The organism is Nonomuraea sp. NPDC050540 (genome assembly GCF_044457485.1).
Lineage (GTDB): Bacteria > Actinomycetota > Actinomycetes > Streptosporangiales > Streptosporangiaceae > Nonomuraea.
On sequence record NZ_JBITHA010000016.1, the window covers coordinates 60609 to 85136 of the forward strand.

A 24528-nucleotide genomic window follows, 5' to 3' on the forward strand; every position below is an offset into this window, starting at 1 on the left:
GCTGATCACTCTGACTGGCGCCTGTCAAGAAGTTCAGCGCCGGACTAATCACGTCATAGGACGCGTTATCGTGACTGAGACATAGGTGTCTCGTCATGAGACAGAGGAGGTTGGTCGTGCGCTGGGATCACAGCTTCGACGTCGTCGTGGTCGGATCGGGCGCCGCGGGGCTCACCGCGGCGCTGACCGCGCGGTTGCGCGGGCTCACCGCGGTGGTCATCGAGAAGACGGACAAGTACGGCGGGTCGAGCGCGCTGTCCGGCGGCGCCATCTGGGTGCCCGGCAACCTCTACCTCGACGGCACCGGCCTGAAGGACAGCAAGGAGGAGGCCAGTGCCTACCTGAAGGCGACGGTCGGCGACCGGGTGCCCGAGGAACGCCGGGAGGCGTACCTGGACAAGGGACCGGAGATGGTGCGCTTCCTGCACGAGCGGACCCGCCACGTCCGCTTCGAGTACGCCCGCGGCTACCCCGACTACTTCCCCGAACTCCCCGGCGGCAAGGCGATGGGCCGCTCGGTGGAGCCGCCCGTGTTCGACCTGCGCCGGCTCGGCGCGCTGCGCGGGATCATGCGGCGCTCCGAACTGGCGACCTACGGGATGGTCATGAAGTCCTCGGAGTTCCACGAGGTCAACATGATGACGCGCACCACGCGCGGCAAGCTGATGGCGGCCAAGATCGGGCTGCGCGCGGTCAAGGGGCTGCTCACCGGCGCCCGCTACGCCGCGCTGGGCGAGGCGCTGGTCGGCCGGCTGAGCCTGTCGCTGGCCGAGGCGGGCGGCAAGATCTGGGTGAACACGCCGTTCGAGGAGTTCGTCGTCTCCGGTGACCGGGTCGCCGGAGTACGCGCGGGCGGCAGGACGTTCGAGGCGCGGGGCGGGGTGGTCCTGGCGGCGGGCGGGTTCTCGCACAGCCAGGAACTGCGGGAGAAGTACCTGCCCCTGCCCACCGACGCCCGCTGGAGCTCGGCGGCCCCGGCCCAGACCGGCGACACGATCGCCGCCGCCCTCGCGCTCGGCGCCGAACTCGACCTCATGGAGCGGGTCTGGGGCATGCCGGCCGCGGTGCCGCCGGGCGAGCCGCCGACGTTCCTCGTCACCGACCGCGGCGTGCCCGGGATGATCGTCGTGGACGGGCGGGGCGAGCGCTTCGTCAACGAGGCGGCGCCGTACCACCTGTTCGTCGACACCATGTACGCGCGCGACGCCGTGCGTTCCTGGATGGTCATCGACCAGCGGACCAAGAACCGGCACATCATGCTCGGCCACTTCCCCGGCCAGGCGTTCAAGGCCGCGTGGCTCAAGAACGGCTTCGTCAAGAAGGCCACGACCGTCGAGGAACTGGGCGCCCGCATGGGACTCGACCCGCTCAAGCTGCGCGCCACCGTGGACCGCTTCAACGGCTTCGCCCGCTCCGGCTCCGACGCCGACTTCCACCGCGGCGACAGCGCCTACGACCACTACTACGGCGACCCGACCCTGCCCAACCCGAACCTGCTGCCGATCGAGAAGGGCCCCTTCTACGCGATCCCCCTGATACCCGGCGACATCGGCACGAAGGGCGGCGTGGTCACCGACGTGGACGCCCGCGTGCTGCGGCGGGACGGCGAGCCGATCACCGGCCTGTACGCGGCGGGCAACGTCGCGGCCGCCGTCATGGGCGAGACCTACCCGGGGCCGGGCGCCACGCTGGGCCCGGCGATGACGGCCGGCTACACCGCCGCCCTGCACATCGCCGCCTCGCTACGCTGACCTCCATGGACATAGCAGCATCAATCGCCTCGTTCGCCGCCGTCGTCGCCCTGCTGACGCTGACACCCGGCCTGGACACGGCCTTGATCCTGCGTACGTCCGTGCTGTCGGGCCGGCATCCGGCATGGGGTGTGGTCCTCGGCATCCAGGCCGGCATCCTGGTCTGGGGCCTGGCGACCGCCGCCGGCCTGTCCGCCCTGCTGGCGGCCTCGCAACTGGCCTACGAGATCCTGCGCTGGGCCGGCGTCGCCTACCTCGTCTACCTGGGCGCCCGCATGCTCTGGGACGCCCGCCATCCCGCCCCGCAGGAGGCCGCCCCGGTCACCGACCAGACCTTCGCGCGGGCCTTCCGCCGCGGCCTGCTGACCAACCTCCTCAACCCCAAGGTCGGCGCGTTCTACGTGGCGATGCTGCCCCAGTTCATCCCGGACGACGTGCCGCCCGCGCTGATGGGGCTGGCGCTGGCCGGCGTACACGTGGGCGAGGGGCTGGTGTGGAGTGCCCTGCTGGTCGCCTTCGCCACGTTCATGGGCGGCGTCCTGCGCACCCCCAGGGTCCGCCGCCTGCTCGACCGCCTCACGGGCGTGGTGATCATCGGCTTCGGGGTACGGCTGGCCGTACAGGACTGACCGGAACCGGCCAAGCCCGCTGGCGGCACCCGGGCATCCGATCGTCCAGGGCCGGACAGTAACCAGGTGCTGGAAGGGCTGCGATACTCCCGTTTATGGTCGATAGTCTGCTCGGCCGGGCCGCGTCGATCCTGGAACGGCGCCTGCCGCCACCGGCCGACGAGGCCGGGCCATGACGCGGGCTCCTGCCGGAGACGGCACCGACCCGTCGCCGGACGCGCTGGGGGGCGTGCCGGACACGGGGAGCGTTCTCGTTCTGCGTGACCCCGGTGCCGGGCCGGTCGGCCGTGCGGGGTGAGCTGCGGGATCGGGTCCGGAGGCTGGTGGCGTGGCTGGGGCGGCATCCGCTGGCCGCCGACGCGTCGCCGGCCGGGATCGCGTGTGCGTATCTGCTGATCGAGGTGCCCTACAGCGAGGCGACGCTGGCCCGGATCGGGAGCGTTCCGCTGACGTTCTGGGGGGATCTGGCGGCCTTCGCCTGCCTGGCCCTGCGGCGGCGGTGGCCGCTCGGGGTGCTGGCGGCGGTCTGGGTGTTGTGGCTGGTGGTGGGGCGCTGGGACGTCTGGGCCGAGGTCAACGCCTCGTGGGCCGAGCTGGGGGCGTCCACCGCCCTGCAGGTCGCCTTCTACACGGTGGGCAGGTGGCGGGCCTCGCCGTACCACGGACTGCTGCTTTTGGGGGTGCTGGTGCCGGCGGGGGTGATGTCGGCGCTGGTGTGCGCGCTGCCGTGGGGCGCGGGGGTGGCGCGGCGGCGGTGGGTGGTCGCGGCGGCCGATGCCGAGGAGGGGCGCGCGCGGGCCATGGTGGCGGAGGAGCGGGTGCGGATCGCCCGCGAACTGCACGACATCGTGGCGCACAACGTCAGCGCCATGGTGATTCAGTCGCACGTCGCGGTGTCGGCACTGGCGGCGGAGGACCACGGGCCGGCGCGGACCTCGCTGGAGTCGATCAGGGAGTCGGGGCAGGCGGCGCTGACGGAGCTGCGGCTGCTGCTGGGCGGGCTGCGCGAGGAACCGGGGGAGCGGCAGCCCGGCATCGAGGCGATCGACGCGCTGGTGGAGCGGCATCCGCTGGAGGTGCGGTTACGGGTCGAGGGGCGGGTCAGGGCGGTGCCGGCGGGGCTGGGGCTGGCCGCCTACCGGATCGTTCAGGAGGCGCTGACCAACGCGCTGAAGCACGCGGGCAAGGACGCCGAGGCGGACGTGGTGCTCCGCTACGGCGAGCGGGCGCTGGACATCACGGTCGTCGACGACGGCGCCGGTCGTCCGCCCGCGCCGCGGCGCAGGTCCGGGCACGGCCTGGTCAACATCGCCGAGCGTGCCGCGCTGTTCGGCGGCGTCTCGCGGGCCGCGCCGTCGCCGCAGGGCGGGTTCAGGGTGGAGGCGACGCTTCCGTGGATGTGAGCCGGGCGCCCTGGAGGTAGAGCCTGACGATGGTGTCCGTGGCGTCCTCCACGCCCAGCTCCGACAGCGGCGCCAGCGTCAGCGCGCCCAGGATGAGCGCGCCGTGGGCGGCGGCCAGGAGTTCGGCGGGGACGTCGGCGCGCAGCACGCCCTCGCGCTGACCTCGCTCGGCCAGGGTGCGCAGCCGCTCGCCGACCTCTTCCTCCTCGGGCCACAACTGCGGCCGGTGGGTGCTGACCACCCAGAACTCGCGGCCGGACGTCAGCAGCGCCCTGGTCAGGCGGGTCAGGGCGGCCTCGGTCGCGACGCCGTCGATGCCGGCCGCGTCGATCACCCGGATGGACTCCTCCGCGGCGAAGCGGCCGAGCTCGACCAGCAGGTCGTCGCGGGTGGCGAAGTGGCGGTAGAGGGTGGCGCGGCCGACGCCGGCCGCGGCGGCGATGTCGGCCATGCCGGCTCGCTCGTGGGTACGCAGCGCCGTGGCGGCGGCGCGGAGGATCGCGTCCCGTGTTCTCGCCATGGAGTCGGAGGTGCTCATCAGGACATATCCTAGACGAGACATAGCTGTCTCGTAGTGAGACGTGGAGGATTCATGGAGCGTTTCGCGGGTAAGAAGGTCCTGCTGACCGGCGCGGCCACCGGGATCGGGCGGGCGACGGCCCTGCGGCTGGCGGAGGAAGGGGCGCGGGTCTTCGCCGTCGACCTCAACCCGGAGATTCCCAGCCATCCGGCCATCACCCCGCATGTCGCCGACGTGGCCGACGAGGGGCAGGTCAAGGAGGCCGTGGCCCAGGCGGCCGAGGAGTTCGGCGGGATCGACACGTTGATCAACGTCGCCGGCATCCACAAGACGACGCCGCTGGCCACGCTCTCGCTCGCCGACTTCCGCAGGCTGCTCGAGGTCAATCTGCTCGGCACGTTCCTGTTCTGCCGGGAGGCCATGCCGTACCTGGTGGAGAGCAAGGGCGTCGTGGTCAACACGGCCTCGACCTCGGCCACGCACGCGCACCCCTACATGACCGGGTACGCGGCGTCGAAGGGCGGCGTCCTGGCGTTCTCGCTGAGCCTGGCGGCGGAGGTGGCGCCGCGGGGCGTCCGGGTCGTGGCGGTCTCGCCGGGCGGCGTGGTGACGCCGCTGATGAGCTCGGTGACCTTCCCCGAGGACGTGGACGCCTCCTTCTACGGGCGGATCATGCCGCAGGTCGGCTTCGGCGAGCCGGAGGCGATCGCGGGCACCATCGCCTACGCGGCCTCGGCCGACGGCGCCTACCTCACGGGCGTGGAGCTGCGCGTCGACGGCGGCTCCCACGTGTGAGCCCGAGCCCCGAGGACGGCGAGCCCGTCCTCGGGGCCGGGGTCTCAGGGGATCAGAAGCAGCTTCCCCGTCGTACGGCGGGCCGCCAGGTCCTCATGCGCCCGCGCCGCCTCGGCCAGCGGGTAGCGGTGGGAGACGTCGATGCGCAGCTGCCCGGCGGCGATCCACCCGAAGACCTCGCGGGCCCGCCACAGCAGTTCCTCCCGCTCGGCGACGTGGTGGACCAGCGTGGGCCGGGTCAGGAACAACGAGCCCGACCGGTTGAGCATCTGCGGGTCCATGGGCGGCACGGGGCCGCTGGCCGCGCCGTACAGGGCCATGAGGCCGCGCGGGCGCAGCGCGGTCAGGCCGCCGTCGAAGGTGGTGGCGCCGACGCCGTCGTAGACCACGTCGATGCTGTCCTTGAGCGTCTGCGCGAAGTCGTCGTAGGAGTGGACCTCGTCGGCGCCGGCGGCGCGGGCCAGCTTGGCCTTCTCGTCGGTGGAGACGGTGGTGTGGACGGTGGCGCCGTAGAGCTTGGCGAGCTGGATGAGCAGCTGGCCCATGCCGCCGGCGCCGGCGTGGACGAGGACCCGATCGCCCTCCTTGACCTCGTGCGTGGAGCGTGTGAGGAAGTGGGCGGTCATGCCCTGCAGGAGGGTGGCGGCGGCCAGGTCGGCGCCGACGCCGCCGGGCACGGGCACGAGGCGGTCGGCGGGGACGACGGCCTTCTCGGCGTAGCTGCCCAGGACGTTCGCCCAGCCAACGGTGTCGCCGACGGCGAAGCCGGTGACGCCGGGGCCGACGGCCGCGACGGTGCCGGCGCCCTCACAGCCGATGGGGCTCGGGAGCTGCAGCGGGTAGACGCCGGAGCGCTGGTAGATGTCGATGAAGTTGACGCCGCTCGCGGCGACGTCGACGACCACCTCTCCGGGACCCGCGACAGGATCGGGGTGCTCGGCGTATTCGAGGACCTCTGGGCCGCCCTGGGCGGCGATGACGACTGCGCGCATAGTCCTGTCTAACCCAGGCGCGCGCGTATTGCTTCCAGCCGCGCGGACACCGGCGATCACCGGCAGGTGGTCAGGGCTGCTCCGAGCGCTGGCCGCGCAGTTCGAAGTCGTCGAAGACGGTCTTCATGATCGACTGCTCGTCCTTCGGCACCCGGGCGAACAACCCGACATGACCGGTCTTGATGCCGTTGGGGTCCTCGGCCCGCAGCACCTGCTTGCCGTCCACCCACATGGTCAGCTTCACCGTCGAGCCGGACTGCTCGCAGAAGGCCTCCAGCCGGACCTTGGCCTGCGGTTTGATCTCGAGCTTCGCCTGCTGCGCGAGCGTGCCGCCGGCGCCGTCGATGATCTTCCTGATCCGGGCGTTGCCCGTGGTGTCGAGGCCGAACTCGTAGAAGGTGCCGTCCGCGGTGTTGTGGCAGTACACGCCGTACTCGCCGTCGCCGGAGACCTTCCTGGCCTGCGCCGTCACGCTGATCAGCACGGAGTCGGGCATGAGCGGGGTCGGGGTGGCGCTGGGGGAGGGCGTGGGCGAGGCGTTGGCGAAGGGCGCCGGAGCCTTGGCCCAGCGCTGCTCGTAGCTCGGCTCGACGTCGAGGCCGTAGGTGCCGTCGGTCTTGTAGCCGAAGCTGGCCTCGTCGTCGGCGTCGTAGGTGCCGTCCCAGCCGCCGGAGGAGGTCGTGAAGTCCTCCTGGTAGAGACGGCCCAGGTGAGTCGGCGGCGAGCCCTGCGACAGCATCAGCGCCGCCACGACGCCGCCTGCGATCAGCACCGCCCCGGCCGTGAAGCCCGCGATCAGCTTGACGCGCCGCGCGCCGCCGCCCGGCGGAGCGGGCTGCGCCGTGGTGATCGGGGTGGTCGCCCGCTGCCAGGCCACCTGCACGGTGTGCGCGGCCTGCTCGGGCGCGGCCTGCCTGCCCACCAGGTGGTCGAGCAGTTGCTGCGCGGTCGGGCGCATCGCCGGATCCTTCTGCAGCGCCGCCACGACCAGCGGGCGCAGCCCCGGCTCCACGCCGCCGAGGTCGGGCTCGGTGCTGAGCACCGAATAGATCATCGAGGGCAGCGAGTCGCCGCCGAACGGCGCGCGCCCGCTGGCCGCGAAGGCGATCAGGCAGCCCCAGGAGAACACGTCGCAGGCGGGCGAGACCGGCTCGCCCCGCAGCACCTCGGGCGCCATGTAGCGGGGCGTGCCGATGATCTCGCCGGTGCCGGTCACGCCGCCCAGCTCGTCCAGCGCCCGCGCGATGCCGAAGTCGATCACCCTCGGGCCGACCGGCGACAGCAGCACGTTCGACGGCTTCAGGTCACGGTGCACGACCCCGGCGCCGTGGATGGCGGTGAGCGCGGTGGCCACGCTGACCGCCAGCGCGTCGAGGCTGGAGCCGGTCAGCGGTCCCGACTGCTTGACCGCCTCCTCCAGGTTGGGTCCCGGCACGTACTCGGTGACGACGTAGAGCTGGTTGCCGTCGAGAGCGGCGTCCAGCACCGCGGCCGTGCAGAACCGCCGCACCCGCTGCGCCGCGTCCGCCTCCCGGCGAAAGCGCATGCGAAACTGCTCGTGCTGGCTGAACTCGGGGTTGATCACCTTGACCGCGACCCGCGCGCCGGCGGGGTCCTCGGCCAGGTGAACCGTGCCCATCCCGCCGCGGCCCAGCACACTGATCAGTTTGTAGCGCCCGATGTGGGAGGTTTCACCGCTCACGGCGGGTTAGCTTACCGACATGGAGTGGAGTTCGGGCAGGCCGTGCGCAGGATCGACCACCACGACCCGGCATCCGGCCGAGGTGGCCGCGGCGATGCCGGTCGGACTGTCCTCCACGGCGACGCACTCCTGCGGCCGTACCCCCAGCAGCCGCGCCGCCTTCAGATAGGGATCCGGGTACGGCTTGCCCCGCGAACTGTCCTCCGCCGTGATCACCAGATCGAAGCGGTGCCCGTCGAGGTTGGGCAGCACCCGCTCGACGATGCTGCGCGGCGAGGCGGTCACCAGCGCCGTGGGCACCCCGGCGGCCGTCAGCTCGCGCAACAGGTCAAGGGCGCCGGGGATGAGGTCGATGCCACCGGCGATGCGCTCGGCGAAGGCGTCGGTGAGGCGGACCGCCACCGCCCCCGCGTCGGCGGGCGCCAGGTGGGCGGCGGTGTCCTCGACCGAGCGCCCGAGGACGTGGGGGACGTCATCGGGGCCGAGGCCGCCGTGGCCGAGCGACTCGGCGACGTCGGCGGTGGCCTGCCACCACAGGCCCTCGGTGTCGACCAGGGTGCCGTCCATGTCGAACAGGACGGCGGCGGGGAGATCAGACGGCATCTGCTGTTTCCGTGACGGGGGCGGGGACCGTGACCGTGCGGGTGGCCACCAGGACCGGTCGTTCGACCAGGCGTACGGTCACCTTAGTGCCGGCCGCCAGCCGTACCGCCTCGTGACCTGGTACGTCGGCGAGCACCTCACCCCCTTCCAGGGCCACCCTGAGCCGGACCGAGGCGCCGCGGAAGGAGGCGGCGAGGATCTCGGCCCTGCCGTCCGCCGCGGGGGTGACCTGGACGGCTTCCGGCCGGATGAGCACGTCCACGGACGGGTCCTCGGGCACCTCGCCGTCCACGGGCAGGAGCTGGCCGAGCACCGTCACCTGGTCGCCGGACACCCGCCCGGCCAGGTGGTTCATCGTGCCGACGAACTCGGCCACGAACGGGGTGGCGGGCCGGTCGTAGACCTCGGCGGGGGCGCCGCACTGCTCCAGGCGGCCGTCCCGCAGCACCGCGACCCGGTCGGCGATCGACAGCGCCTCCTCCTGGTCGTGGGTGACGAAGATGGTGGTGATACCGAGGTCGAGCTGCAGGCGGCGGATCTCCTCGCGCAGGTTGACGCGGACCTTGGCGTCGAGCGCCGACAGCGGCTCGTCGAGCAGCAGGACGCGCGGTTCCAGGGCCAGCGCGCGGGCGAGCGCCACCCGCTGCTGCTGGCCGCCGGAGAGCTGGTGCGGGTAGCGGCCGGCGTGGGAGGGCAGGCCGACCAGCTCCAGCAGTTCCAGCGCCTTCGCCCGGCGCTGCGCGGCCGGAGCCTTGCGCACCCGCAGGCCGAAGGAGACGTTGTCGGCGGCGTTGAGGTTCGGGAAGAGCGAGTAGGACTGGAAGACCATGCCCGCGTCACGCTTGTTGGCGGGGACGGCGGTGATGTCCTTGCCGTCCACGAGCACGGCTCCCGAGTCGGGACGCTCGAACCCGGCCACGCAGCGCAGCGCCGTCGTCTTTCCGCAGCCCGACGGGCCGAGCAGGGCGACGAGCTCGCCCGGCTCGATGGTCAGGTCCAGGCCGTCGAGCGCGACCGTCTTGCCGAACACCCTGCGAAGAGCCCGAAACTCGACCTGGGCCGTCATTGCTTCTTCTCCTTACCGAAAACGCTGGAGACCACGAGCAGCAGCAGCCAGATGAGCAGCAGGCTGAGGATCGAGACCGCGACCGACATCTGGCCCCTGGAGCCGGAGATCGTCACGATCCAGACCGCGAACGGCTGGTAGCCGAGCAGCCTGGCCACGGTGAACTCGCCCAGCACCAGGGCCAGCGTCAGGAACGAGGCGCTGGCGATGGCCGAGCGCAGATTGGGGATGATCACCCGGAACATCACGTACGGCCACGAGGCGCCGAGGTTGCGCGCCGCCTCGACCAGCGTGCGCACGTCCATGGTGCGCAGGCCCGCGTCGAGGGAGCGGTAGACGAACGGCAGCACCAGCACCACGTACGCGAGCACGAGCACCATGGGGAAGCCCGGGTTCTGGATCGCGATGAGCGTGGCCCAGAACGGGGTCGGGGCGAGCACCTCGCCGCCCACCGCCAGCGACCTGCCGATCCCGACGACGAACGTGATCGGGGGCACGACGAGGGGCAGCGTGCACAGCACTTCCATCACGGGGCGCAGGCGCGGGGCGGCCAGCCGTACGGCCAGCATCGCCGGCAGCGTGAGCAGCAGGACCAGCACGATCGTCGCGACGGCCAGGCTCAGCGACAGCAGCAGCGACTGGGCGAAGCCCTCGGCGGTCAGCAGTTCGGCATACGGCGCGAGGGAGAAGCCGGTGCCGGCGTTGTAGACCGTGTACCAGAGCGAGGCGCCGAGCGGCACCAGGAAGTACAGGGCGGCCGGCAGGAACACGGCCCACCGCCAGCGGCCTCCCCGCTGCGTGGCGCGGACCTTCTCCAGGCCCGTCACTGCAGCCATCGGGTGCTCCTCTTCTGCAGCGGCAGGTAGACCGCCATCACGAGCCCGGCCACCACGATCATGTCGAGGCTGAGCGCGAGCGCGACGTTCTCCTGGCCGATCAGCACGTCGCTGGTCAGCGCGTTGGCGATCTTGAGGGTGACCAGCGGGACGACGGTCCCGGCGCCCATGGCCGCGGCCGTGGCGTAGGCGGAGAACGCCATGCCGAACAGCAGCACGACGCCGCCGAGCAGGGCCGGGGTGAGCACGGGCAGGGCGACGTAGCGCCAGTAGTGCCAGGAGGTGGCGCCGTTGTTGGCGGCCGCCTCCCGCCACTGGGGCTTCAGCCCGTCCAGCGCGGGCGCCATCACGAGCACCATCATCGGCACCGAGAAGTACAGGTAGACGATGACCAGCCCCCAGAACGTGAACAGCACGCCGGAGGGCAGCCCGAACAGGCCGCTGACGATCCCCGAGTTGCCGAGCGTGGCCACCCAGAAGAACGCCAGCGGCACCCCGCCGAAGTTGGCCAGCACGCCGGAGGCCGTCAGCACGGCCGAGCGCAGCGCGCCCGACCCGGAGGTGACGACGGCGTAGGCCAGGAACGTGCCCAGCACGGCCCCGGCCACCGCCACGACCGCCGACACCTGGACGCTGCCGGCGATCGCGGTCAGGTTGCCGCCCTGCAGGCTCAGCCGCATGTTGTCGAGCGTGGGCTCACCCCGCGAGGTGAACGCCCCGGCCAGCAGGGCGACGGCCGGGACGCCGAAGACGAGCGCGTAGACGGCGAACAGCGGCAGCGCGCCCAGCCAGCCCCGGGACTTCCTCATCCGGAGATCGCGGCGTCCCAGCCTTCGGCGAGCTTCGCCTTGGCCGCGTCCACCTGCTCGGGGGTGGGGAACGTGGGCGTGCCGTCGACCTGCGGCAGCTTCTCGGCGGCGGCCTTGTCGACGCTGCCGTCGGTGGTCATGACGGGCAGCAGGACCGGGCGGGCGAAGCCCTTGAGGTAGAGGTTCTGGCCCTCGGCGCTGTAGAGGTACTCCTGCCACAGGCGCGCGGCGGCCGGGTGCGGGGCGTCCTTGTTGATGGCCTGGGCGTACATCTGGAAGTACTTGCCGTCGCTCGGCACGTTGACCTTCCAGTCGAGGCCCTTGGGGGCCAGCTGCGGCGCGTAGGCGGCGTTGTTGTAGTCCCAGTCGATGCTGATCTGGGTCTCGCCCTTCTCGATGGTCGCCGGCGTGGTCTCGACCGGGTTGTAGTTGCCGGCGGCCTTGAGCTGCTTGAAGAACTCGATGCCGGGCTGGATGTCGTCGAAGGAGCCGCCGTTGGAGATGGCCGCGGCGTAGACGCCGGCGAAGGCGGAACCGGACTTGGTCGGGTTGCCGTTCATCGCGACCTTGCCCTTGTACTCGGGCTTGAGCAGGTCCTTGAAGCTCGTGGGGCAGTTCGGGATCTTCTTGGCGTCGCAGCCGATGGAGACGTAGCCGCCGTAGTCGTTGGTCCAGAGGCCGGTGGCCTCCTTCTGGCCTTCGGGGATCTTGTCGAAGGACTGCACCTTGTAGGGCGCGAACAGCCCCTCCTTGGCGCCGCTGATCGCGAAGGACTGGCCGAGGTCGAGCACGTCGGGCGCGCGGTCCTGGCCCTTGCGGGTCTTGACCGCGTTGATCTCGTCCGCGCTGGCCGCGTCCGGGTCCTCGCTCTCGATCTTGATGCCGTACTTGGCCTCGAAAGTCTTGATGATCTCGCCATAGTTGGCCCAGTCCGGGGGAAGCGCGATCACGTGGAGGTTGCCCTCCTTCTTGGCCGCTTCCACGAGCTTGTCGAAACCACCGAAGTCGGCGGCGGAGGTGGCCGTCTTGGCGTCCACCCCGCCCTTCGACGGCTCGGCGGTCTGCGTGCCGGGTGCCGCGCCGCAGGCGGCGGTGGCTACGGTTAGGGCTGCTATGACGCCTGCCACGCTGGCGCGAGGAGTGAACACGTCGCCTCCACTCTGGGGGTGTAGAACGAACCTAGGGGAACTTGTACAAACAAGGCCAGCCCCTAGTAAGTCGGATAAAGATTGCTCTTTCGTGAACGGGAAGGGTCGAGAATGGTCGCGCGCTATGAACGAATCGCCGCTGAGCTGCGCGATGACATTCTTCGAGGTGCGCACCCCGTGGGGTCCACGTTGCCGACCGATGCCGAGCTGGCTGCGCGCTACTCCGCCGCCCGCGGCACGGTGCGGCAGGCGCTGGCCGTACTGGTGGCGGAAGGGCTGGTCGGCAGCCGTCAGGGAGCGCGCCGCATTGTCCTCGGCAACTCACGCAGTCAGAGTTTCGCGGAATTGCACAGCTTTGCCCAGTGGGCCAAATCCAACGGCTATAGCTTCGGCGGCCAGGTGCTCCAGCAGCGCCGCCGGGCGGCGGGTCCCGCGGAGGCGGCCCGGCTGGGCTCCGAGGAGGTCCTGGAGGTCCTGCGCCTGCGTACGCTCGAGACCGAGCCCGTCCTCGTCGAGCGCACCGTCTACGCGGGCTGGATCGCCGCCGCCGTCGAGGCCATCCCGCGCGACTGCGGCTCGATCACGCAGGCGCTCTACGACTCCACCGGGCTGGTCTTCGCCTATGGCGAGCACCTCATCGACGCCGTGGCCGCGGGCGCGCAGGACGCCCGCCTTCTGGGTGTACGGCGCGGCAGCCCTCTCCTGCGCCAGCGCCGGATCACCACCACGCAGGAGGGCCGGCCGGTGGAGAGCTCGGACGACCGCTACCGGGCCGGCAGCGTGACGTTCAGCATCCGCAACTCGATCGGCGCGAACCCGCTCATACGGCAGGCGGGCGACTTGCACTTCGGGGCGTGAGAACGTATGTTCGAGTATTAGAAGCACCCGTCTTCCCCCGGGTGGCTCACCGAAGGACCAGAGCCGCGGGGAGAAGAAGCGTCTTGAGCAGACTCTATGGCGATCCGATCGAGGTGTGGACCCGTGACGGGCAACCCACCCAATTCGTCTGGCGTGACCGCCTCTACCTCGTCCGGCGCGTCCTCGACCACTGGGTCGTGGCCCGGGAGTGGTGGAAGACCGGCGAGGGGGACCCGGGCGAACGGCAGTTCTGGCGGGTCGAGGCCAGCCCCGGCCGCGAGACCGGCTCCTACGAGCTCCGTTTCGACACCGCCAGCGGTGGCTGGCTGCTGCTGCGGGCGTGGGATTGATGGCGCGCCCGTTCCCGCACCTCAGCGTCAGCTCCGCCTACTCGATGCGCTACGGCACCGCCTTCCCGCGGCAGCTGGCCGTCCGCGCGGCCGAGCACGGGATGGACGTCCTCGCCCTGACCGACCGCGACGGTCTCTACGGCGCGGTCAAGCACGCCCAGGCCTGCGCCGACGCCGGGCTGCGCGCGGTGTTCGGGGTGAACCTGGCGCTGCGGCCGGACATCTACGCGGGCGCGCCGGGTCCCGACCTGTCCTTCTGGGACGCCCCCCCGGCCTCCTTGAGCGATGATCTCTCCGGGTTCGCCGGCAGCGGCTCTTCCCGAGGCGGCTCAAGGGGCGGCTCCCAAGGCGGCTCGCGGGGCGGCGGCCTGCCTAGTAGCTTTTCGGGTGGTTTTTCGGGTGGTGGCCCTTCCCGTGGTGGCCTTTCCGGTGGGCGGCCGAAGACCGGGCCCATGGCGGAGGATCGTGTCACCGTGCTGGCCCGCAAGGGCGGCTGGCCGAGGCTGGCCAGGCTGGTCACCGCCGCTCACCACATGGGCGAGCGCGGCGACCCGTGGATCACCCGCGAACTGCTGGCCGAACTCGGCGCCGACGACCGGCTCGTCGTGCTGCTCGGCCCGCGTTCCGACGTGGGCAGGGCGGTCGCCGAGCGCCGCGACGAGCACGCCAGGGTGCTGCTCAACCTGTGGCGCTCCATGGTCTCCGGGATCGCGATCGAGCTGGTCGACCAGTACGGCTACCGCGACTCCGGCACCGCCGTGCGCATGCTGGCCCTGGCCGAGTCGCTCGGCGTACCCGCGGTGCTGACCAACGCGGTGCGCTACCTCGACCCCGCCGACCACCAGGTCGGCGACGTCCTCGACGCGGCCAGGCAGCTCGTCCCGCTGCACCCCCGGCACCTGGACCGGCCCACCTCGCACGCCTATCTCAAGAGCACCAAGGAGATGTGGCAGGTGGCGCTGAAGGTCACCGGCGCCGACCGCGAGCGGGCCGGGCGGCTGCTGCTGACCACGCGGCAGCTCGCCGAGGCCTGCGCGGTGGAGCCCGAGTCGATGCTGGCGCTGCGGAGCGAGCCGCCGAACCTGCACCTGCCCGAGATCGGCGGCGACCCGGTGCCGCTGCTGCGCCACCGGGTGGAGGACGGCCTGCACGCCCGCGGGCTGGAGGGCTCGCGCGACGCCAGAGAACGGCTGGACGAGGAACTGGCGATCATCGAAAGCAAGCGTCTGTCCGGATATTTCGTGGCAGTGGTCGGTATCACCGACATGATTCGAAAAATGGACATCAGGTGTGCCATCCGGGGCTCCGGAGCGGGCAGCCTGGTCAACTACCTCATCGGCATCGGCGAGGTGAACCCGCTCGAACACGGCCTGCTCATGGAACGCTTCCTGTCCCACGGCCGCATCGGGCTGCCCGACATCGACATCGACGTCGAGTCCGCCCGCCGCCTCGACTGCTACAAGGCCATCTTCGAGGAGTACGGCGAGGCCCGCGTCGCCTGCGTGTCCATGATGGAGACCTACCGGGCCCGCAGCGCCATCCGCGACGTGGCCGGAGCCATGGGCCTGCCGCCCCACGAGATCGACGCCATCGCCAAGGCCTTCCCGCACATCCGCGCCCGCCAGATCACCGCCTCCCTCAGCGACCTGCCGGAACTGCGCGACAGCCGCCTCGGCGAGGCCGGGCTCGACCGGGTCTTCCGGCTGGCCGAGAAGCTCGACGGCCTGCCCAGGCACATCGCGCTGCACCCCTGCGGCGTGCTGATCGGCAACGCCGGGCTCAAGGACGTGACACCGGTCGAGCGCAGCTTCCTGGACTTCCCCATGTCGCAGTTCGACAAGGACGACGTCGAGGAGGCGGGGCTGCTCAAGCTCGACGTCCTCGGCGTACGCATGCAGTCGGCCATGGCCTACACGCTCGGCGAGATCAAGCGGGTGGACGACGCCGACGTCGACCTGGACGCCGTTCCCCACGACGACGCGGCCACCTACGACATGATCTGCGCGAGCCGTACCCTGGGGTGCTTCCAGATCGAGTCGCCGGGGCAGCGCGAGCTCGTCGCCAAGCTCGAACCGCGCACGATGCACGACCTGATCGTGGACATCTCGCTGTTCCGGCCGGGGCCGGTCAACTCCGACATGGTCACGCCGTACCTGGAGGCCAGGCACGGGTGGCGGCAGCCGTACTATCCGCACGAGAAACTGCGGGAGGCGCTCAAGGAGACGCACGGCGTGGTCGTCTTCCACGAGCAGGTACTCAAGATCATTTCGGTGATGACGGGGAAGGACCTGCACTTCGCCGAGAGCATGCGGCGCACGCTCGCCACCGAGGCGGGGCGGCTGAAGGTGCGCGGCCACTTCGTCCCGCTGGCCAAGTCGCGAGGCTTCTCCGACGAGGAGGTGGAGAAGGCGTGGAAGGTGCTCGACGCGTTCGGCGCCTTCGGCTTCTGCAAGGCGCACGCCGCCGCCTTCGCGCTGCCCACCTACCAGTCGGCCTGGCTCAAGCGGCACCACGCGGCCGCCTTCTTCGCCGGGGTGCTCACCCACGAGCCCGGCATGTACCCGCAGCGGGTCATCATCGACGAGGCCCGCCAGTGCGGGGTGGCCATCCTGCCGCTCGACATCAACAAGTCCGGCAAGGACTGGCAGGTCGAACGCCTGAAGGTCCGGGTCAAACCGGCCGACCTGGGCGACTACCGGCGGCGTGAGTTCAAGATCTCCGAGATCGGCAAGGGGTACGCGCTGCGCGTGCCGTTCTCCGCCGTCAAGGGGGTGAGCGAGGCCGAGGTGGAGCGGATGGTGGCGGGCCAGCCGTACACCTCGATGGCCGACTTCTGGGACCGGGCGCGGCCCGCGCGGCCGACCATGGAGCGGATCGTGCAGGTGGGCGGCCTCGACGCCCTGCACGACCTGCACCCCGGCGGCGAGCGCTGGCGCGCGGGCGAGCTGACCAGGCGCGACCTGATCGCCCAGACCGGCGTGCTGGAGCGTGCCTCCACGTCCGGCGCGACCACCGCGCCGCGGCGGCGTCGCGGATACACCCCCAGAACAGCCCCCCGGCAGAACGGAGCCGCGACCCCACCGGGCTCACCGGGCGGCCATCGTCTGCCGGGGGGCCTGCCTTCCGGCATACCTGATTCCGCGCCACCGGACCAGCCGGAAGCCGGAAGCGCGGTGCAACTGCCGCTGGGGTTCACCGAGCACATCGCGCCCGGCGAACTGCCCGAGATGACCGAGAGCGAGATGGTCGAGGCCGAGCTGGAGATCCTCGGCATCGACGTGAGCAGGCACGTGATCCGCTTCCACGACGAACTGCTCGACCTGATCGGCGTGGTGCGCTCCCAGGACCTGCTCGACCAGCGCAACGGCGCCGAGGTGCTGGTGGCGGGGGTCAAGGTGGCCACCCAGACGCCGGCCGTACGCTCCGGCCAGCGGGTCATCTTCGCCACGCTCGACGACTCGACCGGGCCGGTGGACCTGACGTTCTTCGAGTCGGTGCAGGGGCGGTGCGCGGCGACGGTGTTCGGGTCATGGCTGATGGTGGCCCGCGGCGTGATCAGGCGCACCGGGCCGCGGGCGATCTCCATGCGGGCCGTGGACTGCTGGGACCTCGTCGACCTGGACCGCCTGTGGCGCGCACAGGGCGTCGACGCGGTCAGGGCGCTGCTGGCCCAGACGCCGGAGGAACGCGAGAACGTGGGCGGGCGGCGGATCGAGTACGCCAACGGCTTCCTCCTGTCGCCCTACTCCGACCTGGGCCCGGCCATCACCGCCAACCCGCCCCGCAAACTCTGGCACGCCAGCCAGGGCAGCTCCGGCCCGACCCAGATCGCCGTCTGACCCGCTTTATGAGATTTCAGGAGGCCACGTCTTTCAGGAGGCCACGTCGGAGGCGGCGTGGCGGGCGGGGCGGGGACGTGCCAGCGGCAGGCGGCGTACCTGCGGGCTGTCGTGCAGGGAACGCTGGATGGCGGTGACGTCGCGCACGGTCCACGCGCACAGCACCGCGGCCAGCAGCGTCACGGCGAGCTCCGTCAGCCCCAGCCCGGTCAGCTCGCCCACGCTGGTGTCCAGCAGCCGGGCGGCCACCAGGAACACCGCGCCCAGGCACGACACCCACCAGGCCGTCAGCAGCCCCAGCCAGCGCCCGCGCCGGTCGAAGGGCGGGCGGGCGCCCCGCCACACCTCGTCGGCCAGGACGAACGGGGCGACCAGGTTGACGCCGGGCACCAGCCACGCGGCCAGGACGGGAGCCGCGGGCGCGGTGGGGACGTTGACCTGCCTGGCGCGGATCAGCCAGGTCAGGTAGGCGATGGCGGCGGCGACGGTGGTGCCGACCAGCAACATCATCAGGACGGCGAAGACGGTGACCGCGCCGACCACGGCCTGCGAGCCCCGGGCCTCGCCGCCGAGCGCGGCGATCTGCCCGGCGAGGCTGCGGCCGCGGACCTGCTCGAAGACGACCAGGGCCCCGAGGGAAAGGACCTGGATGACGAGCGTCAGGTAGACGGCGGAGGCAGCCCCTGTGGGTGGTGTCTGGACAGCCCGCACGTAGTTCTCCCCCCGGGCCATGCGCTGGGTTCTCCCCTAACTTGTATCCCGCGGGCCCCGGAATTAATCAGCTCACCACACCGGATTCCCACGCCCATGCGGCGATCTCCACCCGGTTCCGGGCACCGAGTTTCGACTGGATGCTCCCGAGATGCGTCTTTACCGTGGACAGTGAGACGAACAGCTCACCGGCCACCTCCTGGTTCGTCCTGCCCCTGGCCACCAGGCGTACCACGTCGAGTTCGCGCTCGGTCAGCGCCTCCTCGGGCTGCGCGGTGCTCCGCTTGGGCTGGGCCAGGTGCTGCAGCAGCCGGACCGTCACCGACGGCGACACCAGGGCGTCGCCCGTCGCCGCCGCCCTGATGGCCTCGATGAGCAGCGTCGGACCGCTGTCCTTCAACAGGAAACCGGTCGCGCCCGCGCGCAGCGCGCCGTAGACGTACTCGTCCAGGTCGAACGTGGTGACGATCACCACGCGCATCGGGTTCTCCACCCCGGGGCCCGCCAGCGCCCTGGTCACCTCCAGCCCGTCCAGCTTCGGCATGCGGATGTCGAGCAGGCACACGTCGGGACGCAGCCGCCTGGCCTCGGCGACCGCGTCGGCCCCGTCGGCCACCGCCGCCACCACGTCCATGTCCGGCTGGGCGTCGAGGATCATCTTGAAGCCCGTGCGCACGAGCTCCTGGTCGTCGGCGATGAGTACGCGAATAGTCACGGCCCCAACTCTAGAATCAGCCGTTCGGCCGAGGGGCAACCGGACGCTCGGCCGATCCGCCGCACCCCTGTTGATCGAGAAGCTTTTCCCCATGAACGAGGTGCTTGCAGGAAGGGCGCTGGCCAAGCGATTCGGCCAGACGGTCGCGCTGGGCGGCGTGGACATAGCGGTACGGGCCGGCGAGGCTGTGGCGATCATGGGGCCGAGCGGCTCCGGCAAGTCGACCCTGCTCCACTGCCTGGCCGGGATCATGAAACCGGACTCCGGCGAGGTGCACCTGCTCGGCCAGCGCATCGACGCCATGGGCGAACGACAGCGCAGCGCGCTGCGCCGTACCCGCTTCGGGTTCGTCTTCCAGTTCGGGCAGCTTCTGCCCGAACTGCCGGCCGAGGAGAACGTCGCGCTCCCGCTCATGCTCGGCGGCGTCACCCGCCTCCAGGCCGTACGGCAGGCCCGCGAATGGTTCGCCCCCCTCGGCCTGCAGGGCATGGAGACCCGGCGGCCCGGCGAACTGTCCGGCGGCCAGGCCCAGCGCGTCGCGATCGCCCGCGCGCTGGTCACCAAGCCGGCCGTCGTCTTCGCCGACGAGCCCACCGGCGCGCTCGACCAGAACACCGGCCACGACACCATGCGGCTGCTCGTCCAGGCCACCAAGCACAACGACGCCTCGCTCATCGTCGTCACCCACGACCCCAACGTGGCCGCCGCCTGCGACCGCACGGTCGAGGTCCGCGACGGCCACATCCTGGCACTCCGGGGAGCGCACGGATGAAGACCACACTCGCGCTGAGCTGGCGGCTGCTGCGTGGCGGGGGCCGCCGCGGCATGCTCGGCACCTGGCTGACCTTCGGCGCCGTGGCCATCTCCACCGCGCTGCTGCTGTTCGCGGTCTCCGCCAACTTCGCCTTCGACGCCCGCGCCGACCGCGGCGCCTGGCGCAATCCCGTCGCCGCCCAGACCGGGGCGGTGGCGATCGAGGCCCAGCGCCACGACTTCGTCCGCGACCGGCAGATCACCGTCGTCGACCTGGCCGCGCTGACCCCCGAAAAGGCGGCTGCCGGAGTGGCGCCCGCCGGAGTGGCGCCTGTGCCGCCTGGGTTGCCGCGGTTTCCCGCGCCTGGGGAGGTGTGGCTGTCGCCCGCGCTGGCCGCCCTGACCAAGGAACTGCCCGCCGACCAGTTGGCAGGTCGCTATCCCAAGGTCGCGGGGCAGATCGGCGACGAGGGGCTCGTTCATCCCGGTGAACTGGTCGCCGTCATCGGGCACCGTCCCGACGCCGCCGCCATGACCGCGCCGCGCAGCGACGACTGGATCGTGGGCTCGCCGCCCACCAAGATCGCTTCCTTCGCGGGGGCGGCGTCGGAGGAGGCCGAGGCGTACCAGGTCCTGGCGCTGATCGCGACCGTGCTCATGATCGTGCCGCTGCTCGTGTTCGGGGGCGCGGCGGCCCGGCTCACGGTCGCCCGCCGGGACCAGCGCCTCGCCTCGCTCCGGCTCATCGGCGCCACTCCCGGGCAGGTCGCCGCCATGACCGTGGCCGAGGCGGTCATCGTCGCCTTCGCCGGTGCGCTGACGGGCGCCATCCTGTACGGCGTGGCCGTACCCCTGCTCTCGCGCATTCAGATCGGCGGCGGCGTCTGGTACCTGTCCGACCTGTGGCCAAGCCCCCTCGTCCTGGCCGCGACGCTGGTGGCGGTGCCGCTGCTCGTCGGCCTGTCGGCGGTGGCGGGACTGCGCCGGGTCGTCGTCAGCCCGCTGGGGGTGGCCAAGCGGGAGACCCCGCCGGGGCTGCGGTTCTTCCGCGTGCTGGCGTTGATCGCGGTGCTGGCGGTCGTTCCCCTGCTGAGCCGGAGCACCAGTGTGAGCGTGATCGCGGCGGTGATCGGGCTGGCGTTCCTCTGCATCAACCTGGTCGGGCCATGGGTGGTGGCGCTGATCGGCCGGATCACGGCCGGATCCGCCCGCCGTCCCGCGCGGCTGCTGGCCGGGCGGCGGCTCGTGGACGACCCGCGCTCGGCCTGGCGCACGGTCAGCGGGGTGGCGCTGACCGGGTTCGTGGCGGGCTTCCTGGGGCTGCTGAGCCCGTCGGCCTTCTCGTCCGACCCGGGGCCCGCGCAACTGCGTGTCACCGTGTTGTCGGGGTCGGCGCAGGACGCGGTGACCCAGGCGAAGGAACGGCTGTCGAAGGCAGGGGTGACCGCCACGGTGAAGGCCGAGAAGAAGGTCGTCGTAGCCGCCCTCGGCTCCACCGCGGACGCCGCGGTCGTCGACCGGGCCAGAACGGCCCTGGACGGCCTGACCCCCGGCAGGACACCGACCACCGAGGCCGACGACCAGCGGTTCGGCATGCAACTGCTCGCCGACGTGGGCGCCGGGACGGTGGTGGTGTTGTCGGTGTCGTTCCTGGTGGCGATCGCCAGCTCGGGCATCACGGCCGCGTCGTCGGTGCTGGACCGTCGGCAGACGTACGCGCTGCTGCGGCTGGCCGGGACGCCGCTGTCGGTCCTAGACAAGGCACGGCGGGCGGAGACGTTGATCCCGCTGACGGTGATGGGCGGCGGCGCGATCGCGGTGGGCGCGTTCTGCGCGATGCCGTTCATGCTGGGCGCGGTGAGCGTGAACGGCCTGATCACGCTGGCCCTGTGTGTGGGCTTGGGCTTCGGAGGAGTGATCGGGGCGGGAGCGTTGAGCAGGCCACTGCTCCGCGCGGTAACGGCCGACCCGGCCCCCCGCCCCGACTAGCTCGGGCCTCCGCTCCTCTCAGAGGGCGCTTCGCGCTGGGGGAGGCTCCGGGCTGCGACACGTGGGGGGCTCAGCGCCCCCCCACACCCCCACAAGGGCATGGTCCTCGCTCCGCTCGGGCGTTCTGCCGAAGGGCAAGCCCAGGTGGGGCCGGGTGCCTGAAGCGAGGAGACCCTAGTGCTCCTGCTCGATGCGCTCGAAGACGTCGGCGTCGGTTTCCCGCTGCCACGCGGGCAGTTCTTCCCAGTCGGCCACGTAGGACGGTTTGGGCTCGTCGATGTGCTTGTAGATCTGGGCGATCCAGCACAGGGCGACGAAGCGGCCCTTCTGCGCACGGGTCAGGCGTGACGTCGTGCCGCCGCTGATCTCGATGAAGTCCCGCACCTGCCCGAACACCGCGGCGGCGGCCTGGCGCTCCCATTCCGGTGTGTCGTTCCACGGGGTGACGTAGCCGGGTTTCGGCTCACCCGGGAAGTGCCGGTGAACCCCGGCGATCCAAGCTTCGCGGAAGATCCGGCCCTGCTCTGTCGCGATCCGCACTGCGCTTCCTCTCAAGGTCAGGCCCAATCGGGGAGCCGGGCGATGCGCTCGGCGAACTGCGCCACGCGGTGGTCGGCGGCGTGGGCCCCGAGTTGTTGCTGGAGGTTCTGGAGTTTCCGGCCGATGTATCCGGTCGACTGGGTCTGCTCGGCGAGCGCGATGGCGGTCTCACCATGATGCAGGACTTCGTCCAGATCGTGGCGCCCGCTGGGATGCCGACGCCATCCGCGATGACGTTGGGGGCTTCGTTGTCGACCGGCTCGGCCCGGACGGCGTGCTGATCGTGGATGAGACCGGCTTCGTCAAGAAGGGCACGGGTTCGGCCGGAGTGCAGCGGCAATACAGCGGCACCGCGGGCCGGATCGAAACCTGTCAGATCGGGGTGTTCCTCGCCTACGCCACCCCGGCCGGGCGGGCGCTGCTGGATCGGCGGCTCTACCTTCCCGCCCACACCTGGCCGGCCGCCCCAGAGCGGTGCCAGGCGGCCGGCGTTCCCGGCGAGATCGCCTTCGCCACCAAGCCCGCCCTGGCCACCGCCATGGTGCCGGCTGCCCTCAACGCCGGCGTACTCGCCCGCTGGGTGAGCGGCGATGAGGTCTACGGCCAAGACCCGCGCCTGCGCGCCGTCCTGCAAGAGCGCCGGATGGGATACGTACCGGCGATCGCGGGCAACCGGCGAGTCGACCTCGACGGCGTCCAGGTGAGCGCGGCCGAGGTCGCCACACACGTGACCGACCGGCACCGGCACCGCCACCGCGCCGGTCAGGGCGCCAAGGGCCCACGCTGGTACGCCTGGGCCCGGGCACGTATCGACCAGGACGAGCCCGACGGGTACCGGTAGCTGCTGATCAGACGCAACCTGACCACCGGCGAGGCGGCGTTCTACCGCTGCTACGCGCCCACCCGGCAGCCGGTGGCCATGCTCGCCCTGGCCCTGCTGACCGCGATCGCCGCCGCTCAGCCACCCAGCGATCACGACCATATTCCGCTGACCCTGCCCGAGATCCGCCGACTGCCGGCCGCCCTCGTGCTATCCCGCAAGCGCTCCATCACGGACGTTCTGCGCTGGTCCCACTGGCGCCGACGCCACCAGGCCACGGCCCGGCACAGTCACTACCAGCGCAGATCCGAACCATGATCCCGAAATGTCACTGGAGTATTAGGGCACTCGGCCGGGCAGGAGGGCGTCGGCCTGGGTGATGATCTCGGTCGAGTGACGATGCGGGTCCTCGTCAGGGACGATCACGCGATGATCGCGGCGACCGTCCAGCGGGACGTCACGGGACCGATCATGGTCACAGGCGGGCGATCCACTCCTCGCCTGTGAGCACCTCAGCGCCTCTGGCCGGGAAGACGCGGTTGACCAGGAAGTCGTGCACGTCCGGTTCTCCGTCGGCGCAGCCGTCGCTGATCACGGTGAGGCGGTAGTCGCGGTCGGCGGCGTCGTACAACGTGGCGGCGACCATCGCCGAGGTCGCCACGCCGGTCAGCACGAGCGAGTCGATGCCCTGGGCGCGCAGGATCAGGTCGAGATCGGTGGCCGCGAACGCGCTGGCGCGGTGCTTGAGTACGACGGCTTCGCCGGGCGACGGCTGGATGCGCGGGTGCACGTGCGTCTCGGGGGACTCCGCGTGGAACAGCGTCCCCGCGCCGTGCAGGCCGCTGATCACCTGGTTCCCCGCCGACACGTCGAGGCCCGAGGCCCGCAGCCCGAACCGGATGAAGATCACCGGGATGCCGGCGGTTCTGGCCGCGGGAATCACCTTTTCCACGACGGGAAGCACTCCGGCGGCGAAGGGATAGTTGTCCACGATGCCCGCTTGCAGATCGCCGACGATGAGCGCGGTGGTCATACGGTCTCCTTGTCTGTGCACGGTCCGACGATAGTGGGCGGGCCGAACCAGGAGGCGAGCGCGTCCGCCAGGCCGGTGACGTCGCCTGACGAGCTCGCCCATGCCACGTACCCGTCCGGCCGGACCGGCGCGGCGGCGAGCCCGTCACCTGCGGGCTTCCCGGCATGCCGTCCCCGATCATCGGTGTTCGCCTCCGGCCCGATCAGCAGTCCGCGGCCGTCGTGGAGCGGCACGTCCGGCAGGAATCTGCCGGCCATCGGGTGCGTGGAGTCCGGCGCGTGGTCGAGGTCGGCGCCGTTGGCCATGGCGATGAAGTGCTGCTTGGCGTCCGGCAGTTCCAGTGTTTCCGCGAGCACCTCGCGCCGGGCGTCCACCTGCGCGCCGGGCCGCATGAGCGCGACCTGGGCGCGGGTGTCGCGCAGCACGCGTTCGGCCACCGGCCGGCGTTCTGCGGTGTGGGTGTCGAGCAGGCATCGTCCACCTGCCCCTTCACGACCAGGGCGAGCTTCCATGGTTGAGGCCCTACTCGCCGATCGGCGAGTGTACGTGCGCGGCGTCGCCGGCCGGCGGAATCCGGCCCGGACCGGTTGCCCCACTTCAGCCGCCTGCCGGCCGCCGTGCCGGACGTCGACCGCGAGAAGGACTTCGAGGCGGCCCTCGACATGC

The 24528-nt window shown here is 71.4% G+C and carries 24 protein-coding genes; 11 read left to right on the forward strand and 13 right to left on the reverse strand.

Annotation, left to right across the window (positions count from 1 at the left end):
- The first annotated feature begins 116 nt into the window (after positions 1-116).
- The 3 genes from ACIBI5_RS40415 (at position 117) to ACIBI5_RS40425 (ending at position 3783) form a co-directional block, all read left to right on the forward strand.
- Positions 117-1751 carry an FAD-dependent oxidoreductase gene (locus ACIBI5_RS40415; RefSeq protein WP_397254918.1) on the forward strand — a complete coding sequence of 545 codons (1635 nt, stop codon included), beginning with the start codon at positions 117-119 and terminating at the stop codon, positions 1749-1751.
- A 5-nt stretch (positions 1752-1756) separates the two neighbouring features.
- Positions 1757-2380 (forward strand): LysE family translocator, encoded by a 624-nt coding sequence (locus ACIBI5_RS40420; protein ID WP_397254920.1) that lies wholly within the window; start codon positions 1757-1759, stop codon positions 2378-2380.
- Positions 2381-2640: 260 nt separating this feature from the next.
- Positions 2641-3783, forward strand: a complete 1143-nt coding sequence (locus tag ACIBI5_RS40425; protein WP_397254922.1) for a sensor histidine kinase — start codon at positions 2641-2643, stop codon at positions 3781-3783.
- Here the strand turns inward: ACIBI5_RS40425 and ACIBI5_RS40430 are convergent.
- Complete coding sequence (locus ACIBI5_RS40430; RefSeq protein ID WP_397254924.1) at positions 3752-4321, reverse strand: TetR/AcrR family transcriptional regulator; 570 nt, start codon at positions 4319-4321, stop codon at positions 3752-3754. The two genes, ACIBI5_RS40425 and ACIBI5_RS40430, sit on opposite strands and share 32 nt — an antisense overlap.
- 54 nt (positions 4322-4375) lie before the next feature.
- Between ACIBI5_RS40430 and ACIBI5_RS40435 the strand changes: the two genes are divergently transcribed.
- Entirely contained in the window at positions 4376-5098 is a 723-nt protein-coding gene (locus ACIBI5_RS40435; protein WP_397254926.1) for an SDR family NAD(P)-dependent oxidoreductase, read from the forward strand.
- A 44-nt stretch (positions 5099-5142) separates the two neighbouring features.
- Here the strand turns inward: ACIBI5_RS40435 and ACIBI5_RS40440 are convergent, their stop codons facing one another.
- From ACIBI5_RS40440 to ACIBI5_RS40470, 7 genes are all read right to left on the reverse strand, one after another.
- Positions 5143-6090: a quinone oxidoreductase family protein gene (locus ACIBI5_RS40440; protein ID WP_397254928.1), complete on the reverse strand. Its 948-nt coding sequence runs from the start codon at positions 6088-6090 to the stop codon at positions 5143-5145.
- A gap of 70 nt (positions 6091-6160) precedes the next feature.
- A complete protein-coding gene (locus tag ACIBI5_RS40445) occupies positions 6161-7792 on the reverse strand; it encodes a serine/threonine-protein kinase (protein WP_397254930.1) in 1632 nt (543 codons plus the stop codon).
- Positions 7793-7798: 6 nt separating this feature from the next.
- A complete protein-coding gene (locus tag ACIBI5_RS40450) occupies positions 7799-8395 on the reverse strand; it encodes an HAD family hydrolase (protein WP_397254932.1) in 597 nt (198 codons plus the stop codon).
- Positions 8385-9461 carry an ABC transporter ATP-binding protein gene (locus ACIBI5_RS40455; RefSeq protein ID WP_397254934.1) on the reverse strand — a complete coding sequence of 359 codons (1077 nt, stop codon included), beginning with the start codon at positions 9459-9461 and terminating at the stop codon, positions 8385-8387. The genes ACIBI5_RS40450 and ACIBI5_RS40455 overlap by 11 nt, the downstream gene beginning before the upstream one ends.
- Complete coding sequence (locus tag ACIBI5_RS40460) at positions 9458-10297, reverse strand: ABC transporter permease (RefSeq protein ID WP_397254936.1); 840 nt, start codon at positions 10295-10297, stop codon at positions 9458-9460. Before ACIBI5_RS40460 ends, ACIBI5_RS40455 begins: the two co-directional genes overlap by 4 nt.
- Positions 10285-11106: an ABC transporter permease gene (locus ACIBI5_RS40465; RefSeq protein ID WP_379614792.1), complete on the reverse strand. Its 822-nt coding sequence runs from the start codon at positions 11104-11106 to the stop codon at positions 10285-10287. Before ACIBI5_RS40465 ends, ACIBI5_RS40460 begins: the two co-directional genes overlap by 13 nt.
- On the reverse strand, positions 11103-12254 hold the full coding sequence (locus ACIBI5_RS40470; protein ID WP_397254938.1) for an ABC transporter substrate-binding protein: 1152 nt from the start codon (positions 12252-12254) through the stop codon (positions 11103-11105). Before ACIBI5_RS40470 ends, ACIBI5_RS40465 begins: the two co-directional genes overlap by 4 nt.
- 111 nt (positions 12255-12365) lie before the next feature.
- Here ACIBI5_RS40470 and ACIBI5_RS40475 point away from each other — a divergent pair, with 111 nt between their 5' ends.
- The 3 genes from ACIBI5_RS40475 (at position 12366) to ACIBI5_RS40485 (ending at position 17301) form a co-directional block, all read left to right on the forward strand.
- Positions 12366-13112 carry a GntR family transcriptional regulator gene (locus ACIBI5_RS40475; RefSeq protein WP_397254940.1) on the forward strand — a complete coding sequence of 249 codons (747 nt, stop codon included), beginning with the start codon at positions 12366-12368 and terminating at the stop codon, positions 13110-13112.
- Positions 13113-13195: 83 nt separating this feature from the next.
- Positions 13196-13462 carry a DUF6504 family protein gene (locus tag ACIBI5_RS40480; protein WP_397254942.1) on the forward strand — a complete coding sequence of 89 codons (267 nt, stop codon included), beginning with the start codon at positions 13196-13198 and terminating at the stop codon, positions 13460-13462.
- Complete coding sequence (locus ACIBI5_RS40485; RefSeq protein ID WP_397254944.1) at positions 13462-17301, forward strand: DNA polymerase III subunit alpha; 3840 nt, start codon at positions 13462-13464, stop codon at positions 17299-17301. Before ACIBI5_RS40480 ends, ACIBI5_RS40485 begins: the two co-directional genes overlap by 1 nt.
- 33 nt (positions 17302-17334) lie before the next feature.
- Here ACIBI5_RS40485 and ACIBI5_RS40490 read toward each other — a convergent pair whose 3' ends face one another.
- Together ACIBI5_RS40490 and ACIBI5_RS40495 are read right to left on the reverse strand one after the other, a co-directional pair.
- Entirely contained in the window at positions 17335-18012 is a 678-nt protein-coding gene (locus ACIBI5_RS40490; protein WP_397254946.1) for a DUF4328 domain-containing protein, read from the reverse strand.
- Between the two features lie 67 nt (positions 18013-18079).
- Positions 18080-18727: a response regulator gene (locus ACIBI5_RS40495; protein WP_397254948.1), complete on the reverse strand. Its 648-nt coding sequence runs from the start codon at positions 18725-18727 to the stop codon at positions 18080-18082.
- Between the two features lie 91 nt (positions 18728-18818).
- Here ACIBI5_RS40495 and ACIBI5_RS40500 point away from each other — a divergent pair, with 91 nt between their 5' ends.
- Both ACIBI5_RS40500 and ACIBI5_RS40505 read left to right on the forward strand, forming a co-directional pair.
- Positions 18819-19499, forward strand: coding sequence for an ABC transporter ATP-binding protein (locus tag ACIBI5_RS40500; protein WP_379614807.1), 681 nt, complete (start codon positions 18819-18821; stop codon positions 19497-19499).
- Positions 19496-21469, forward strand: coding sequence for an FtsX-like permease family protein (locus ACIBI5_RS40505; protein ID WP_397254950.1), 1974 nt, complete (start codon positions 19496-19498; stop codon positions 21467-21469). The genes ACIBI5_RS40500 and ACIBI5_RS40505 overlap by 4 nt, the downstream gene beginning before the upstream one ends.
- 174 nt (positions 21470-21643) lie before the next feature.
- Here ACIBI5_RS40505 and ACIBI5_RS40510 read toward each other — a convergent pair whose 3' ends face one another.
- Positions 21644-22009: a hypothetical protein gene (locus tag ACIBI5_RS40510; protein WP_397254952.1), complete on the reverse strand. Its 366-nt coding sequence runs from the start codon at positions 22007-22009 to the stop codon at positions 21644-21646.
- A gap of 127 nt (positions 22010-22136) precedes the next feature.
- On the opposite strand from ACIBI5_RS40510, the gene ACIBI5_RS40515 reads away from it, so the two are divergent.
- Together ACIBI5_RS40515 and ACIBI5_RS40520 are read left to right on the forward strand one after the other, a co-directional pair.
- On the forward strand, positions 22137-22850 hold the full coding sequence (locus ACIBI5_RS40515; RefSeq protein WP_397255293.1) for an IS701 family transposase: 714 nt from the start codon (positions 22137-22139) through the stop codon (positions 22848-22850).
- A gap of 72 nt (positions 22851-22922) precedes the next feature.
- Positions 22923-23147: a hypothetical protein gene (locus ACIBI5_RS40520; protein WP_397254954.1), complete on the forward strand. Its 225-nt coding sequence runs from the start codon at positions 22923-22925 to the stop codon at positions 23145-23147.
- 157 nt (positions 23148-23304) lie between these two features.
- On the opposite strand, the gene ACIBI5_RS40525 is transcribed toward ACIBI5_RS40520, so the two are convergent.
- A complete protein-coding gene (locus ACIBI5_RS40525) occupies positions 23305-23862 on the reverse strand; it encodes a cysteine hydrolase family protein (RefSeq protein ID WP_397254956.1) in 558 nt (185 codons plus the stop codon).
- Entirely contained in the window at positions 23859-24299 is a 441-nt protein-coding gene (locus tag ACIBI5_RS40530) for a hypothetical protein (protein ID WP_397254958.1), read from the reverse strand. Before ACIBI5_RS40530 ends, ACIBI5_RS40525 begins: the two co-directional genes overlap by 4 nt.
- Between the last annotated feature and the right edge of the window lie 229 nt (positions 24300-24528).

Bases quoted from the DNA above. Each gene is read 5' to 3' on its own strand.
- ACIBI5_RS40440 (WP_397254928.1), bottom strand. From the start codon at position 6,090: ATGCGCGCAGTCGTCATCGCCGCCCAGGGCGGCCCAGAGGTCCTCGAA.
- ACIBI5_RS40525 (WP_397254956.1), bottom strand. From the start codon at position 23,862: ATGACCACCGCGCTCATCGTCGGCGATCTGCAAGCGGGCATCGTGGAC.
- ACIBI5_RS40450 (WP_397254932.1), bottom strand. From the start codon at position 8,395: ATGCCGTCTGATCTCCCCGCCGCCGTCCTGTTCGACATGGACGGCACC.
- ACIBI5_RS40485 (WP_397254944.1), top strand. From the start codon at position 13,462: ATGGCGCGCCCGTTCCCGCACCTCAGCGTCAGCTCCGCCTACTCGATG.
- ACIBI5_RS40420 (WP_397254920.1), top strand. From the start codon at position 1,757: ATGGACATAGCAGCATCAATCGCCTCGTTCGCCGCCGTCGTCGCCCTG.
- ACIBI5_RS40435 (WP_397254926.1), top strand. From the start codon at position 4,376: ATGGAGCGTTTCGCGGGTAAGAAGGTCCTGCTGACCGGCGCGGCCACC.
- ACIBI5_RS40475 (WP_397254940.1), top strand. From the start codon at position 12,366: ATGGTCGCGCGCTATGAACGAATCGCCGCTGAGCTGCGCGATGACATT.
- ACIBI5_RS40505 (WP_397254950.1), top strand. From the start codon at position 19,496: ATGAAGACCACACTCGCGCTGAGCTGGCGGCTGCTGCGTGGCGGGGGC.
- ACIBI5_RS40455 (WP_397254934.1), bottom strand. From the start codon at position 9,461: ATGACGGCCCAGGTCGAGTTTCGGGCTCTTCGCAGGGTGTTCGGCAAG.
- ACIBI5_RS40430 (WP_397254924.1), bottom strand. From the start codon at position 4,321: ATGAGCACCTCCGACTCCATGGCGAGAACACGGGACGCGATCCTCCGC.
- ACIBI5_RS40500 (WP_379614807.1), top strand. From the start codon at position 18,819: ATGAACGAGGTGCTTGCAGGAAGGGCGCTGGCCAAGCGATTCGGCCAG.
- ACIBI5_RS40460 (WP_397254936.1), bottom strand. From the start codon at position 10,297: ATGGCTGCAGTGACGGGCCTGGAGAAGGTCCGCGCCACGCAGCGGGGA.
- ACIBI5_RS40465 (WP_379614792.1), bottom strand. From the start codon at position 11,106: ATGAGGAAGTCCCGGGGCTGGCTGGGCGCGCTGCCGCTGTTCGCCGTC.